This is a genomic window from Nonomuraea sp. NPDC003214 (assembly GCF_053590035.1).
In genome coordinates this window covers 426,982-440,914 of sequence record NZ_JBSFSX010000002.1, presented here as the reverse complement: position 1 = coordinate 440,914, position 13,933 = coordinate 426,982, and the positions used below count along the sequence as shown (strand labels likewise).

Here is a 13,933-nt window from a genome sequence, read left to right as displayed (position 1 = left end):
CAGTAGCGAGCGGACAACCCGGGAGGAGTGGCCGTGCTCACGCTGACCACCGACGCGGTCGCGGCGATCCGCGATCTGACCACACAACCCGAAACTCCGCCGGACACCGGGCTGCGCATCGCGGCCTCCTCCACCAACGGCTCCGACAGATCTCTGGAGCTGTCGGTCTCGGGCGGCCCGCACCCGGAGGATCAGATCCTCGAGGCGGAGGGCGTACGGGTGTATCTCGAACCGAGCGCCGCCTCGTTCCTGGACGACAAGACCCTCGACGCGGAGATGGAGGACGACCGCCCGTCCTTCCGGATCATTCCCCAGGCGTGAAGCACGGCCCAGGCGAGCCCGTCCCGCGCCTGTCGAACTCGTCGAGCGTGCGGACCCCGTCGTCCAGGACCGCCGTGTAGATGTCGTAGCTGCTGACACGCGGCCCGCCCCGAGCCGCCAGGGCACGTTTGATCAGCAGGATCGCGGCCCGGCTCTCGTCGGTGAGACGGGGTCGCAGCGTCCGCAGGTGGACGGTGCTGGGCTGGCGGTCGGGCTGGTCGATGAACCAGATGTCCAGGTTCCAGTCGTTGCCGTCCGGGGCCCGGTAGTGCACGCCGAGATAGACCCCGTCGGGATAGAGCGGATCGACGTTCCACGCGCCCGTGTCGTCGCGGATCTGCACCTGGCGTACCCGGGGGTGCAGGACGAGGCCGGCGCCGAGGCGTGAGATGTCCGCGATGGTGTGCTCGTCGAGTGCCGCGCAGGTGACGTCGATGTCGAGGTCGCGGGTGACCATCAGGCCGAGCGCCGCGCTGCCCACCCGCACCGGCGCGCCGATCTTCCCGAGGGCCGCGGCCAGGCCGAGATCGTCATAGGCGGCGTCCGCCGCGGCTTGCAGCTCCCTCTGTTCGCGCAACAGTTCGCCGGTCACGACGCAAGGCTACAAGCGGTGCGGCGTGCGCCGTGACATGACGATGACACGGCGCTGACCCGGCGCGCACAAGGCCGGTCGATAGTGAAGGGGCCTGAAACGAAAAAGGAGAATGCCTTGCGCAATGGCCGAGAATGGGACCGGCGTTCGCTGCTGCGGGGCGCCGCCGTACTGGCCGGTGCTGCGGTGACCGCGCCACTGGCGGGCGGCGGTGACGCGGACGCGCTGTTCCGGGCCGGGGAGTTCGAAAGGGCCGGCCGCGCGTACGAGGAAATGCTGAAGAAAGACCCGGAGAATGTGCACGCGGCCCGCCGGCGCGGTTATGTCGCGCTGCTGTCCAACCAGTTCCGCGACGCGGAGAAATATCTCAGGAGAGCCGTCGAGCTGGCGCCCGGCGACAAGGAAGCCAACCATTTCCTGGCCGACTGTTTCACCCGGCAGGACAAATTCTCTCTCGCTGTGCCGCGATGGCGGGCCGCCGGCGAGGAAGGCTACGCCACGTTGTTCGCGGCGTTCCGCGGCGAGCCGTACCAGATCCACGGCGACGTCGGCCGGGTGCCGTGGCGGCAGCTCGACCCGGCGCCGATGCTGCAGGCGTCGCTCAACGGCGGACCGCCGATCAACCTGTCCTTCTACACGCGCGTCGCGCAACTGGGCGTGTCGCAGAAGGCGGCGAAGGACGCCGGGATCCGCGCCGTGACCGAGGACAAGCTGGAGTACGAGGGCAGGACCATGACGATCTGGTCCGGGATCCTGGACTCCTTCCAGCTGGGCGGCATCGAGCTGCGCAACATCCCCGTGGGCTGGTCGGACGACGACGGCCCGGGCATCCGCGACGGACTGATCGGCACGTGGATCCTGTACCACTTCGTGACCACCGTCGACTACGCCGGCCGGTCGCTGATCCTGCGCCGCAGGACCCCCGAAACGGCCAGGGCGGCCCGCGCCGCCGCCGTACGGTCCGGCGCCGAGCCGCTGCCGCTGTGGCTGGCCCCCGAGCACCTGCTGTTCACCCGGGGCAGCGTCACCGGCGCCGCCGGCTCCGGCCCGCGCGTGGTGGCCCTGAACCTCGGCGGGACCGGCGAGATGGGCGTGAGCATGCCCGCGGACACGGTCGAACGGTTGCGGATCCGTACCGACCACGACCGCCCGGTGGAGGCTTTCGCCGGTGGGCAGCCGGTCGTCAGCCACCCCTGCTACCCGGAGGAGGTCCGCCTCGGCAACGCCGCCGCCCACGACGTCTACTGCTACGCCGACGACCGTCCTGCGCTCGGCCGAGAGGGCTTCGACGTGCACGCAAGCTTCTCGCACAGCTTCTTCAAGCCCTACCACGTCACCCTCGACTTCACCGGCATGACCGCCTACGTCGCCCAGAGCCGCGCCGCACCGTGAACGGGCCCGGCATCAACCGATCGGTTGATGCCGGGATCCACCGCCCCGCTCTCCGCCCGGACGATCCGCCGCCCCGGCATCCGGGCGAAGCTCAAGTCATGCCAACCACCCGGGAGCCCGCTCTCCGCACCACCGGACTCCGCAAGGTCTTCGGCGACCACGTGGCCGTCGACGACGTCCACCTCACCGTGCCCGCCGGATCGTTCTACGGTCTGGTCGGGCCCAACGGCTCCGGCAAGACCACCACCCTGGCCATGTCCGTCGGCCTGCTGCGCCCCGACGCCGGCAGCGCCGAGATCTTCGGCGTCGACGTCTGGCGTGACACCGTGCGCGCCAAGGAGCTGATCGGCGTGCTGCCCGACGGCAACGCCATGCCGGAACGGCTCACCGGCCGTGAGGTGCTCACCTACCTCGGGCTGCTGCGGGGCATGGAGCCGGCCGTCGTCGCCGAGCGCGCCGACGAGCTGCTCGGGGTCCTGGAGCTCGACTCCGCGGAGCGGACCCTGGTCATCGAGTACTCCACCGGCATGCGCAAGAAGATCGGCCTGGCCATCGCCCTCCTGCACGCGCCCCGCCTGCTCGTCCTGGACGAGCCCTTCGAGGCCGTGGACCCCGTCTCCGCGGCCACGATCAGGACCATTCTGCGCAGGTTCGCGGGCAACGGCGGCTCGGTGATCATCTCCAGCCACGTCATGGCCCTCGTCGAACAGCTCTGCGACCACGTGGGCGTCATCTCCGGCGGCCGCGTCGTGGCCGCCGGGCCGCTGGCCGACGTGCGCGGCGGCGGAAGCCTGGACGACGCCTTCGTCGATCTCGTCGGCGCCCGCACCGGAGGAGCGGAGGGGCTGGCATGGCTCACCTCCTGACCCCCGCCCCGGTGGCCGCCCAGCACATGGTCCGCATGCGGCTGGCGATCATGCGCAACTCCCTGCGCGGTGACGACGCCTCCAACCTCACCGCCGGCGTCTCGCTCGGGGTGCTCCTGGCCATCGGAACGATCGCCGTCGCCGTCCTGTGGCCCGTCTATCTGTCTCTCACTCTGGCCGGCTGGCTCTCCGGCTGGATCTTCGGCCCCCTCCTCTTCGGAGGCGGCAGCGAGGCGCTCCGCCCCGAGTACTTCTCCATGCTCCCGGCCACACCGCGCCAGGTCGCGGTGGCGCTGCTCGCCGGGGCGTTCGCCGGTCCCGCGCCCGCGGTCAACCTCCTCGCCCTGATGTCCCTGCCCGTGTACGGGTGGCGCTTCGGCCCGGTCGGAGTGCTCGTCGGCCTGGTGGCCGCGGTCACCACGCTGATCATCATGGTGATGATCTCCCGCGTCTTCGTGGCGCTCATCGGGCTGTTCGTCAGGTCCCGGCTCACGGCGACCGCCGTCGGCGTGCTGATCGGCACCGCCATCGCCCTGTGCAGCAACGGCTGGGCGCTCGCGGCGGCTCTGGGCGGCACCGACACCGCCGCGTGGTTCGAGACCGTCTTCCGCGTCCTGCCGTCCGGATGGGGCGTGGCCGCCGTCGAAGCCTCGTGGCCCCTCGCCCTCGCCATCCTCGTCGCGGGCGCCGGCGTGATCGGCCTCCTCCTGGCCGTCTGGGCCCGGCTGCTGTCGCGGCGTGTCGTCTCAGCCGTGCGCGGCGGTGTGCCGTCCCGCCGCGGCACGCCCCGGCCCCTCCCCGCCACCACCAGCGGCGCCCGGATCACCGCCGCCAAGGAACTGCGCGCCTGGTGGCGCGACCTCGTCCGCATCCAGCTCCTCGCCACCGCCTTCTCCTACGCGATCGTCACGCCTCTCCTGCTTCTCGCCATCGACGCGTGGATCATGGTCCCGTTCACCGGGCTCATCGCGGTCGTGATGGCCGCCTCGTCCTCGGCCAACCTCTACGGCGCCGACGGGACCGCCCTCTGGCTCACCCTCATGACCCCGGGCGCGGAACGCTCCGACGTCCGCGGACGCCAGCTCGCCTGGCTTCTCGCCGTCGGGCCGCCCGCGGTGCTCCTCTCCCTGGCCGGCACGCTCGTCAGCGGCGAGAGCTGGGCCTGGCCGTGGGTGCTCGGCCTGCTCCCCGCCCTCCTCGGCGGCGGCGCCGGGCTCATCGTCCTGCTCGGCGTCACCTCGCTCGTCCCCGGCACCGACCCGCACAAGCGCGGCGGCAACCCGCTCAGCACCGGCGCCGACGAATCCGCCGAGACCGGCATCGCCTGGCTCGTGCTCATCGCGGTCCCCACCACCGCCCTGCCCGCGGCCGGCGCCATCCTGTATCACCCGCTGGCCGGCATCGCCACCGGTCTGCTGACCGGCGCCCTCAGCATGTGGGGATTCGGCAGGATCGCCTACCGCAGGCTCGAATCCCGGGGGATCGAGCTGCTCAACCTCATGAAGCACGGTCCGGCGCCCACGCCCGACAAGCCCACCACCGCGGACCTCCCCGTCCAGCACCGCATCGGCGTCATGATCTGCCACCTCATCGCCTGGCTTCCCCTGTTCCCCCAGGGGGTGGCGCCCCTGTTCATGAAGATCTTCGGCGTCGAGGGCCCCTCGTGGTTCCTCGCCCTTCATCTCCCGGCGATGTGGCAGTGGCCCACGATCATCGCCATGATCGCCACAGGGTTGCTCATGTACGGCTACGCCTTCCTGATCCCCATGCGCCTAAGCTCATCCTCAACGGCCACTACCAGCTGATATCCGTACGTTTCCCGAGAGGAGGGCATGCTCCGGATGAACGACCCCTTCCCGCTCTCCCCTTGGGAACGACGCTTCGAGAACGCCGTCGAGATCGTCCCCTACGTCACCCTCGCCGTCTCCCTCGTCATCAGCCTGGCCTCCCCCGACCAGCCTCCAGGCGGGATCGCCCGCACCCTCGGGCTCGCAGCCCTGGCCCTCGCCTGGATCGTCGGGACCCGCACCCTTCTCCCCGCCGCCGTGCGCCGGCGCAGGATTCACGTCACCGTCCACTTCCTCGGCGTCCTGGCCACCGCCGCGCTGCTGACCTTCCACGACCCCATCTTCGTCATCTACTGCATCTCTGGCTTCTTCCTCGCCGCCCACTTCGCGCCCTCCAGGTGGACCTTCGCCGCCGTCGCCACCACCTCCTGCATCCTGTACGGGTCGACGCTCGACTGGAGCCAGGCCACCGTCCAGCTCATCGCCTTCCACCTGGTGATCATCGCCGTGCAGACCATCGCCATCGGCGGCGGCTCCATCGCCGGCCTCAAGATCGAGGAGCGGCAGCGCAAGTACCGGAAGGCCGCCAGCGACCTGCAGACCGCCATGGCGGAGAACGCCGACCTCCACGCCCAGCTCCTGGCCCAGGCCCACCAGGCCGGGATACTCGACGAGCGCCAGCGCATGGCGCGCGAAATCCACGACACCCTCGCGCAGGGCCTCACCGGCATCATCACCCAGCTCCGCGCCGCCCAGCGCGTCGAGGATTCCGACGCCCACATCGCCCGCGCGCTCACCCTCGCCCAGGACAGCCTGACCGAGGCGCGCCGCTCCGTCTCCGCCCTCCAGCCCCACCAGCTCGAGGACGCCCACCTGCCCGAGGCCATGACCACCCTGGCCCGCGGCTGGTCCGAGAGCACCGGCGTCGACCTCCACGTCGAGGTCACCGGCGACCGCGCCCCCCTCAGCCCCGCCATCGAGGTGACCCTGTTCCGCGTCGCGCAGGAAGCCCTCACCAACGTCGCCAAACACTCGGGCGCCACCCGCGCCGGCCTCACCCTCTCCTACACCGGACCGGTCGTGCTCCTCGACATCCGCGACAACGGCACCGGCATCCACCACCCCAACAGCGAAGGATTCGGACTCAGCAGCATGAGACAACGCGTACGCGGCGTCGGCGGCTCCCTCGAATTCGAGACCACGCCCGGCGAGGGCACCGCCGTCAGCGCCACCGTCCCCGCCATCCAGGGGGACCGGCGATGATCCGCCTCCTCATCGTGGACGACCACCCCATCGTCCGCGACGGCCTGCGCGCGGCCTTCGACGCCGAACCGGACATCGACGTCGCCGGCGAGGCCGCCAACGGCCGCGAAGGCGTCGAACGCGCCGCCGCGCTCGGGGTGGACATCGTCCTCATGGACCTGCGCATGCCCGAGATGGACGGCGTCAGCGCCATCACCGCCCTGCGCCGCTCCCACCCGCACATCAAGACCCTCGTGCTGACCACCTTCGACGGCGACTCCGACGTCCTGCCCGCCATCGAAGCCGGCGCCACCGGCTACCTCCTCAAGGACGCCCCCACCGACGAGCTCCTGCGCGCCGTCCGCGCCGCCGCGGCGGGCGAGCCGGTCCTGTCCCCCTCGGTCGCCGGCCGCCTGATGGGCCAGGTACGCCGGCCGGCCAAGGCCGCGCTCACCGACCGCGAACTCCAGGTCCTCACCCTCGTCGCCGACGGCGCCACCAACCGCCAGGCGGCCGCCAAGCTCTTCATCAGCGAGGCCAGCATCAAGACCCACCTGCTGCACATCTACGACAAGCTCGGCGTCCGCGACCGCGCCGCCGCCGTCGGCGAGGGCTACCGCCGCGGCCTGCTCGGCTAGTCAGCCCGCGTTCAGGAAGTCCCGTACGACGTGCCGGGCGATCTGGCTGCCGAAACCGCCCCAGACCAGGTCGAACTGGTGGTCCGCGTACGGGATCTCCACGAGTTCGTGCCGCACCCCGGCCCGGGCGAGGCGGGCGGCGAAGTCCCTGGTGTGCCCGGCGGTCTGGAGGATGTCGCGGCCGCCCTGGATCAGCAGCGTCCGCGGCAGCCCGGGCCGGAGGTACGTGCTCGGCGACGCGCGCGTCCAGTCCTCGTCGGCCAGCGGCCACGTCTCCTCGGCGAGCTGCCGCCGTACCGTCTCCGACAGCCGGAACGGCGAGGGCACCTCGGCGGTCGCGTCCCCCGGCGCGCACCAGGCGATGACCGCATCCGGTCTCACCTCGGGGACGTCGCAGGACGGCGGCAGCTCGGCGGCCGTGGTGTAGGCGGCGAGCATGGACAGGTAGCCGCCGGCCGACTGGCCCATCAGCGTGATGCGCGCCGGGTCGGCGCCGTACCGCTCGGCGTTGCGCACCACCCACCCGAGCGCGCACTTGACGTCGCCGGGCGAGGACTTCCAGTCGTACGGCCGGAAGAAGCGGTAGTCCACGTCGAACACGACGTACCCCGAGTCGGCCAGCCAGGCGTCCCACCGGGGGAACGGGCTCTGCGGCGCGTCCTGCGCCCCGCCGTGCACGTTGACCACGACGGGAAGCCGTCCGGCCCCGGGCGCCGCCTCGGGCCGCCACACGTCGAGCATCAGGTCCTCGCCCCCGGCGCGGGCGTAGCGGACCGTCTCGTCGGGGCCGCGCCCGGCGGAGGTGGACAGCCCGTCGAGGTATCCGGCCAGGCTGAGCGGCACCCCGTACGCGCGAGCCGTCCCCCACGCGGAGACCGCCGGGAGGAGAGCGGCGACGAGCATCGCCGCGTTGACCACGGCGAGCACGGCCGCGACCCGGCGTCCGGCGGGTCGTCGTGCGGCGAGCCACGCGAGCACGACGCCGACCACCGCGATCACCGCGAAGACCAGGCTGAACTCCAGCACCAGCAGCCCGATCGCCCACAGCTCCAGGCTGGGCATCGGCAGCAGCGCCGTGGCGGCCGCGGGCAGCAGGATGACGGCGGCCAGCGCCGCGCCCGCCATCGCAAGGCGGCGCCCCCACGGTCGTCTCTTCTCGCTCCGATCGGCCATGCGCGCCTCGCTTCACAGGATCGAATACGACTGTACCCGGAAAGCGGGAATGCGCGACACTGGAGGCGTGCCCAAAGTCGTCGATCATGATGAACGCCGTCGCCACGTGACGGCCGCCCTGCTCCGGATCACCGAACGCGAAGGCCTGGAGGCCGTCAGCGTCCGCACGGTGGCGGCCGAGGCGGGCTGCTCCGTGGGCGCGGTGCAGCGCTACTTCAGCACCAAGGACGAGATGCTGCACTTCGCCCTGCGCACCGTCGTCGAGGCGGAACGGGAACGCATCCGGCACATCCGCCTGGGACCGGCCGGGATGCCGTTCCCCGACGCCCTGCGCGCCACCCTGCTGGAGCTGCTCCCCCTGGACGCCCGGCGCGAGGGCGAGGCGCGCATCTGGGCCGCCTTCTACGCCAGGGCCGCCGTGCACCCGGAGTTCGCCGCGGTGATCGACGAGCTGAACCGCGAGGCGCGCGGCAACCTGCGCGCCGTCTTCGCGTACGCCGAGTCCGTCGGCGAACTGCGACCAGGACAGGACCACGACGCGCTCGCCCAGCTCGTCCTGGCGATCATGGACGGGCTGATGTGGTCCATCCTGATGCACCCCGGCGGCGTCCACCGGGATCACCTCGCCGCCGTCGACACCGCGGTGCGCCTCGTCACCGGCAGCGCGAGCAGCCCGGCGCCGCCGTCCTGAAGAGGCCGCCTTCGACGCCGCGGGCCGGGTGGGTGTTGGATGGCACGGGTGATCAACACACCGCTGGAAAGGCTCCGCGCCGCCACCCGGCGCGCCCGTGACCTGGCAGGCACGGACGACGCCCCCGCATTCGACCCGTTCCCCCTGCTCGAAGCCCTCCACCGCCACGGCGCCCGGGCCGTCGTCATCGGGCAGGTCGCCGGCATCATGCACGGCTCCACCGAACCGACCCGCGACCTGGACCTGCTCTGGGACGGCGACCCGGCCCACGCCCCCGCCCTGACGGCCGCACTCGCCGCCGTCGGCGCCCGGCTCATGGACGAGAGCGGCAGGCCCCTGCCGACCCGCCCGGATTCCCTGCTCCGGCCCAAAACGCAGTTCACCTCGGCCGGAGCCGACGGCGACTGCTGCACCCCGGCGCTGGCCTGGGGCGGCCTCCAGGTCGGGGACTGCCTCGACCGCGCGGTCGTCGCGGCCGGCCCGGACGGCCTGGTGGTCCGCTACGTCTGCCGGGAGGACCTGATCCGGATGCGTCGCGCCCTGGGCCGCCCCAAGGATCTGCGCAGGGCCGACGAGTTGGACGCGCTTCCGGGCTGACGGGGCCCCAGGGCCATTCGCTCACGAGCCGCTCGGGGCAAAAACCTCCATAAATCATTGGACGGCAGCAATGGCGGCGTTCGCCGGTCGGCACTGATTAGCGTTTTCTCATTTCAGTTAGCCAAATCAACGCCAGGGGCAGACCGAATACGGCGGCCGCCTCCCGACATTCGTCCCCTCCCGCGAGCGAAGGACACTGCTGTGCAATTCGATTTCGCCATGGCATTCGGCGCTTTTGCGGTGGCCCTGATGATCGGGCTCACCGGCATGGGAGGAGGCGCGCTGATGACGCCCATGCTGGTGACGTTCTTCGGCGTGTCACCCATGGCGGCGGTCTCCAGTGACCTGGTGGCCGCCGCGGTGATGAAGCCGGTCGGCAGCGCGGTGCACTACCGCCGAGGGACCATCGATCTGCGGCTGGTGGCCTGGCTGTGCGCGGGCTCGGTGCCCGCCGCGTTCGGCGGGGTGCTGGTCGCCAGGGCCCTGGGGGACGGCGAGCGCGTCCACGACGTGATCGAGATCGCCATGGCGGCGGCGCTGCTCATCGCCGCCGCCACGCTGGCGCACCGCAGCTACAGGGCCGCCCTCGACAGGGTCGGCCGCAGCGGTGGCGGCGCGCCCGCCGGGCGCCGTGCCCGGAGCACCGCTCCGCTCCGGGTGCGGCCTGTCCCCACCGCCGCCGTCGGCGCGCTCGGCGGGCTCGTCGTCGGCATCACGTCGGTGGGCTCCGGCTCGCTGATCATCGTCGCGCTCGTGGCGCTCTATCCGATGCTCAAGGCCAACCAGCTGGTCGGCACCGACCTGCTGCAGGCCGTACCGCTGGTGATCTCCGCCGCGATCGGTCACCTGCTGTTCGGTGACTTCAGGCTGGAGATCACCACGGCCCTGCTGGCCGGCTCCCTTCCCGGCATCTACCTCGGGGCGCGCATCTCCTCACGCGCCCCCGCCGGGCCGCTGCGCCTGCTTCTGACCTTCCTGCTGCTGGCCTCCGCCGCGAAGATGGCCGGCCTCGGCCCGGCCGCCATGACCGCGGTCGTCCTGGCGGCCGTCGCCGCCACGCTGACCGTATGGCTGGTGATCCATCGCCGGTACGGCGTGCCGCTCCGGAGGCGGGCGGCCGAGGAGCGGGACGCCGTGGAGAGCTCGTCGGCCTGACGGCGCCGGGGCGGATCGCGGCTGACGAGCATGGCCGGGCTGGACGACGCCGGCACCGCGATACGTCGAGTGCGTGGGCCTGACCGGCGGCTGCTGCCCGCCCGGGTTGACCGCCAGCAGCATCCCGGCCACGCCCACCAGCGTGACCAGCACGGTCAGCGGCTTCAGCGGCCGGCGCCCGCGAGCCGGCCGCCGTCCCGTGGAGTGCGCCACGCGGCCGATGGTCCACGCCAGCACGCCGACGGCCAGGGCCACCACGCCCAGCAGGGGAGCCGCCTTGAGCAGGGTGACGCACAACGCGATCAACGACATGCCGGTGCGGATCCAGGCCAGGTGGGTGCGTTCGCGCGCCAGGCCCGGGTCCGGCCCCGAGGCCTCGGTCCCGCCGTCACAGGGAGCGGAACCTGCCATGTCAGCCCTGCCTCAGCGCGAGGACGCCGGCGGCCACCGCCACGCACATGAGGACGAGGACCAGGATCCGGGGCAGCGGCGAGCTCGGCAGCGGGCGGCCATGGCGCAGCGCGCGCTGGTTGCGGCGCCACTCCAGGTACGCCCCGCCCGGCAGGAGTGCGCCGAGAAGGATCAGGGGAAGCGCCAGCAGCCGCCGGCCCCCCGGTAACCCGGCGAACGGCGGCAGTAACTGGACGATCGCGAGGCCCGCGACGACCAGGGCGAGCGCGGTCCGGTTCCACGCCAGCATCGTGCGTTCGTTGGCGAAGGTGAAGCGCACATCGGGCTCCGAACCGCCCGCGCCCTCTCCTCCCATGGGAGGCTGACCAGAATCACGATTCTCCACGTAATCAGACGATAACTCTCCGATGTCTTTTGTAAAGTGCCTTCCTCGCCGCGGTGATCACCCCGCACCCGCCGAGCGCGGCGCCGCCCCGTAGAGCGCATGGTCGACCAGGCGCTCGACGATCGACTCGTCGAAGGGCACCCGGAGCACGAGCAGCCGGTGGTAGCAGGCGCCCCACAGCTGGTCCACGATGACGTCCAGGTCCGCGTCCTCGCGCAGCTGACCGTCCCGCTGCGCGATGCGCAGCCGTTCCCGGGCGAGCTCGCGCCGGGGCAGCGCGTAACTCTCCGACCACGCCCGGGCGAGGCTCGCGTCCATCTGGGCCGCGCCGACGATCTCGGACACGGGTTTCTCCGCCCCTTCGTCCTTCAGCCACCGGACGAACGCGCCGAGCTGGGTGATCAGATCAGCGCGCACGTCCCCGGTGTCGGGAAAGTCCAGCGTCCGCCGGCTATGGGTGAAGTACGCCTCGGCCGCGAGCGCGCCCGGCGACGGCCACCACTTGTACAGAGTCGTCTTGCTCGATCCCGCCTCCATCGCCACGCGGTCGAACGTGACCGCCTGCATGCCGTCTCGCAACAGGATGCGCCCGGCCGCCGTGAGCACCGCGGCGCGCACCTCCGCGGCGGGGCGGCGGCCTCGGCCGCGTCGGTCGGCAACGCTCTCGGACATCGTCACTCCACTTATGGACTATCTGTTCATTTCGGTGCTACCGTCATATGTGAACAACTCGTTCATATCCTAGCGAAGGCGCATGACATGGTGAACAGCACAGAGCGCGTCGCGCTCGTCACCGGCGGATCGGGCGGCATCGGCAGGGTGAGCGCGGAGCGCCTGGCCGCCGACGGCTTCGCCGTCGTGGTGCACTACGCGGGCAGCAGGGACCGCGCCGAGGAGACGGCGAAGGCGGTCACCCGCGCCGGGGGCCGCGCGGCCGTCGCCGGTGGGGACGTGGCGGACGAGAACGCGATGGCCGCGGTGTTCGACGTCGCGGATCGCGAGTTCGGCGGACTCGACGTCGTCGTCCACACCGCGGGCATCATGCCGCTCGCGCCCGTGGCCCAGATGGATCTCGACACCTTCGACCGCGTCCAGCGCACCAACGTCCGCGGGACGTTCGTCGTCGACCGGCTCGCCGCCCGGCGCCTGCGCGACGGGGGCGCGATCATCAACTTTTCCACGTCGGTCACCCGGCTGCAGATCCCGGGCTACGGCGCCTACGCCGCGTCCAAGGGAGCCGTCGAGGCGCTGACGCTGATCCTCGCGCGCGAGCTGCGCGGCCGGGACATCACGGTCAACGCCATCGCGCCCGGCCCCACCGCGACGCCGCTGTTCTTCGAGGGCAAGAGCCAGGAGACGATCGACCGGATCGCCTCCATGAACCCGATGGGCCGGCTCGGCGCACCGGAGGACGTCGCGGAGGCCGTCGCCTTCCTCGCGGGGCCCGCGCGCTGGGTGAACGGCCAGGTTCTCCACGTCAACGGCGGCGCGGCTTGAGCACGAAACGGCCGGTGACCCGGCGCTCACGATCACGCGCGGCGGCCGTCGCGGCCTCGCTCGCCGTCGCGCTGAGCGGGTGTTCGGGCCCGCCCGACGAGCCGGTGACCGCGCCCTCCCCATCCGGGCCCTCCCCCTCCGGGCCCTCCCCGTCCGCGCCCCCGGGCACCGCGCCGGCCGGTCCGGTCGCGACCCTCGGTGAGCCGGTCGAGCTGACGACGGGGCTGGAGGCCCCCTGGGGGCTCGCCTTCCTGCCCGACGGGTCGGCGCTCGTCTCGGAGCGGATCTCCGGCGAGATCGTCCGCATCCCCGCGAAGGGCGGCGACCCGCGTACGGTCGGCGTCGTCCCCGGCGTGCACGTGAGCTCGGAAGGCGGGCTGCTCGGCATCGCCGTCTCCCCCGGGTTCGCGGCCGACCGCACCGTGTACGCCTCCGTCTCCGGGCAGGACCAGAACCGCATCGTCGCGCTCACCATCGCCGGCGACTACGGTTCCCTCGCCGTCGACCGGGTGCTGCTCGACGGCATCCGGACCGCCGACCGGCACCACGGCGGCCGCATCGCCGTCGGGCCGGACGGGCACCTGTGGATCGGCACTGGTGACGCCTTCGAGCCCGGGAACGCCGCCGCCGACGACTCGCTCAACGGCAAGATCCTGCGCATCGCCGTCGACGGCTCCGTACCCGAGGACAATCCGGGCTCGTCGCCGATCTACTCCAGCGGCCACCGCAACGTCCAGGGCATCGCGTTCGGGCCCGACGGCACCCCGTACGCGTCGGAGCTCGGTCATCGCACCTGGGACGAGGTGAACGTCCTCCGCGCGGGCGCGGACTACGGGTGGCCGGAGACCGAGGGGATCGCCGGGTCCACCGGGCAGGCTCCGATCGCCACGATCCATCCCAACGAGGCGAGCCCTTCCGGCGTCGCGTACGCCGGGGGGTCGCTGTGGATCGGCGCGCTGGGCGGCCGGCGGCTCTGGCAGCTTCCCGTCGACGGCGGCGCCGCGACGGCCGAGCCGATCGACCACTTCGCCGGCGAGTACGGGCGGATCCGCACCGTCGAGGTGGCCCCCGACGGAGCCCTCTGGCTCATCACGTCGAACACCGACCGCGCCACCTGGGGCGGCACCGCCCCGCGCCCGGGCGACGACCGTATTCTCCGCGTCGAGGTGCGCGAACCCTGACAGAG

Annotated in this window: 15 protein-coding genes and 1 pseudogene; 11 read left to right on the top strand and 5 right to left on the bottom strand. The window is 72.2% G+C overall.

The window, feature by feature from the left end; genetic code table 11:
- The first annotated feature begins 33 nt into the window (after window positions 1–33).
- On the top strand, window positions 34–321 hold the full coding sequence (locus ACWDXC_RS07030) for a HesB/IscA family protein (protein ID WP_449978939.1): 288 nt from the start codon (window positions 34–36) through the stop codon (window positions 319–321).
- Here ACWDXC_RS07030 and ACWDXC_RS07025 read toward each other — a convergent pair.
- Complete coding sequence (locus tag ACWDXC_RS07025) at window positions 305–913, bottom strand: hypothetical protein (protein ID WP_449978937.1); 609 nt, start codon at window positions 911–913, stop codon at window positions 305–307. The genes ACWDXC_RS07030 and ACWDXC_RS07025 overlap by 17 nt on opposite strands.
- A 117-nt stretch (window positions 914–1,030) precedes the next feature.
- Between ACWDXC_RS07025 and ACWDXC_RS07020 the strand changes: the two genes are divergently transcribed.
- From ACWDXC_RS07020 to ACWDXC_RS07000, 5 genes are all read left to right on the top strand, one after another.
- Window positions 1,031–2,305: a tetratricopeptide repeat protein gene (locus ACWDXC_RS07020; RefSeq protein ID WP_449978934.1), complete on the top strand. Its 1,275-nt coding sequence runs from the start codon at window positions 1,031–1,033 to the stop codon at window positions 2,303–2,305.
- Window positions 2,306–2,403: 98 nt separating this feature from the next.
- Window positions 2,404–3,171, top strand: a complete 768-nt coding sequence (locus tag ACWDXC_RS07015) for an ABC transporter ATP-binding protein (protein ID WP_449978932.1) — start codon at window positions 2,404–2,406, stop codon at window positions 3,169–3,171.
- A complete protein-coding gene (locus tag ACWDXC_RS07010; protein ID WP_449978930.1) occupies window positions 3,156–4,976 on the top strand; it encodes a hypothetical protein in 1,821 nt (606 codons plus the stop codon). The genes ACWDXC_RS07015 and ACWDXC_RS07010 overlap by 16 nt, the downstream gene beginning before the upstream one ends.
- 36 nt (window positions 4,977–5,012) lie before the next feature.
- Window positions 5,013–6,221, top strand: a complete 1,209-nt coding sequence (locus ACWDXC_RS07005; RefSeq protein ID WP_449978927.1) for a sensor histidine kinase — start codon at window positions 5,013–5,015, stop codon at window positions 6,219–6,221.
- Complete coding sequence (locus ACWDXC_RS07000) at window positions 6,218–6,838, top strand: response regulator (RefSeq protein ID WP_449978924.1); 621 nt, start codon at window positions 6,218–6,220, stop codon at window positions 6,836–6,838. Before ACWDXC_RS07005 ends, ACWDXC_RS07000 begins: the two co-directional genes overlap by 4 nt.
- On the opposite strand, the gene ACWDXC_RS06995 is transcribed toward ACWDXC_RS07000, so the two are convergent.
- Window positions 6,839–8,011 (bottom strand): alpha/beta hydrolase, encoded by a 1,173-nt coding sequence (locus ACWDXC_RS06995; protein ID WP_449978921.1) that lies wholly within the window; start codon window positions 8,009–8,011, stop codon window positions 6,839–6,841.
- 67 nt (window positions 8,012–8,078) lie between these two features.
- Here ACWDXC_RS06995 and ACWDXC_RS06990 point away from each other — a divergent pair, with 67 nt between their 5' ends.
- The 3 genes from ACWDXC_RS06990 (at window position 8,079) to ACWDXC_RS06980 (ending at window position 10,454) form a co-directional block, all read left to right on the top strand.
- Window positions 8,079–8,702, top strand: coding sequence for a TetR/AcrR family transcriptional regulator (locus ACWDXC_RS06990; RefSeq protein WP_449978918.1), 624 nt, complete (start codon window positions 8,079–8,081; stop codon window positions 8,700–8,702).
- Window positions 8,703–8,741: 39 nt separating this feature from the next.
- A complete protein-coding gene (locus tag ACWDXC_RS06985; protein ID WP_449978915.1) occupies window positions 8,742–9,299 on the top strand; it encodes a hypothetical protein in 558 nt (185 codons plus the stop codon).
- A 219-nt stretch (window positions 9,300–9,518) separates the two neighbouring features.
- Window positions 9,519–10,454, top strand: coding sequence for a sulfite exporter TauE/SafE family protein (locus tag ACWDXC_RS06980; protein WP_449978912.1), 936 nt, complete (start codon window positions 9,519–9,521; stop codon window positions 10,452–10,454).
- 201 nt (window positions 10,455–10,655) lie between these two features.
- Here the strand turns inward: ACWDXC_RS06980 and ACWDXC_RS06975 are convergent.
- The 3 genes and pseudogenes from ACWDXC_RS06975 to ACWDXC_RS06965 form a co-directional block, all read right to left on the bottom strand.
- Window positions 10,656–10,865 (bottom strand): annotated as a pseudogene (locus tag ACWDXC_RS06975) (DUF202 domain-containing protein); the annotation flags it as partial.
- A gap of 1 nt (window position 10,866) precedes the next feature.
- Entirely contained in the window at window positions 10,867–11,184 is a 318-nt protein-coding gene (locus tag ACWDXC_RS06970; RefSeq protein ID WP_308125685.1) for a YidH family protein, read from the bottom strand.
- A 123-nt stretch (window positions 11,185–11,307) separates the two neighbouring features.
- Window positions 11,308–11,922, bottom strand: coding sequence for a TetR/AcrR family transcriptional regulator C-terminal ligand-binding domain-containing protein (locus ACWDXC_RS06965; protein WP_449978909.1), 615 nt, complete (start codon window positions 11,920–11,922; stop codon window positions 11,308–11,310).
- An 87-nt stretch (window positions 11,923–12,009) separates the two neighbouring features.
- Here ACWDXC_RS06965 and ACWDXC_RS06960 point away from each other — a divergent pair, with 87 nt between their 5' ends.
- Window positions 12,010–12,747 (top strand): SDR family oxidoreductase, encoded by a 738-nt coding sequence (locus ACWDXC_RS06960; protein ID WP_449978906.1) that lies wholly within the window; start codon window positions 12,010–12,012, stop codon window positions 12,745–12,747.
- A gap of 14 nt (window positions 12,748–12,761) precedes the next feature.
- Window positions 12,762–13,928 (top strand): PQQ-dependent sugar dehydrogenase, encoded by a 1,167-nt coding sequence (locus ACWDXC_RS06955; protein ID WP_449978903.1) that lies wholly within the window; start codon window positions 12,762–12,764, stop codon window positions 13,926–13,928.
- The last annotated feature ends 5 nt before the right edge of the window (window positions 13,929–13,933 follow it).

What these genes read in the sequence shown, in the direction of transcription:
- ACWDXC_RS07015 (WP_449978932.1), top strand. Translation starts at nt 2,404, where the DNA reads ATGCCAACCACCCGGGAGCCCGCTCTCCGCACCACCGGACTCCGCAAG.
- ACWDXC_RS07010 (WP_449978930.1), top strand. Translation starts at nt 3,156, where the DNA reads ATGGCTCACCTCCTGACCCCCGCCCCGGTGGCCGCCCAGCACATGGTC.
- ACWDXC_RS07005 (WP_449978927.1), top strand. Translation starts at nt 5,013, where the DNA reads ATGAACGACCCCTTCCCGCTCTCCCCTTGGGAACGACGCTTCGAGAAC.
- ACWDXC_RS07000 (WP_449978924.1), top strand. Translation starts at nt 6,218, where the DNA reads ATGATCCGCCTCCTCATCGTGGACGACCACCCCATCGTCCGCGACGGC.
- ACWDXC_RS06995 (WP_449978921.1), bottom strand. Translation starts at nt 8,011, where the DNA reads ATGGCCGATCGGAGCGAGAAGAGACGACCGTGGGGGCGCCGCCTTGCG.
- ACWDXC_RS06985 (WP_449978915.1), top strand. Translation starts at nt 8,742, where the DNA reads ATGGCACGGGTGATCAACACACCGCTGGAAAGGCTCCGCGCCGCCACC.
- ACWDXC_RS06980 (WP_449978912.1), top strand. Translation starts at nt 9,519, where the DNA reads ATGGCATTCGGCGCTTTTGCGGTGGCCCTGATGATCGGGCTCACCGGC.
- ACWDXC_RS06965 (WP_449978909.1), bottom strand. Translation starts at nt 11,922, where the DNA reads ATGTCCGAGAGCGTTGCCGACCGACGCGGCCGAGGCCGCCGCCCCGCC.
- ACWDXC_RS06960 (WP_449978906.1), top strand. Translation starts at nt 12,010, where the DNA reads ATGGTGAACAGCACAGAGCGCGTCGCGCTCGTCACCGGCGGATCGGGC.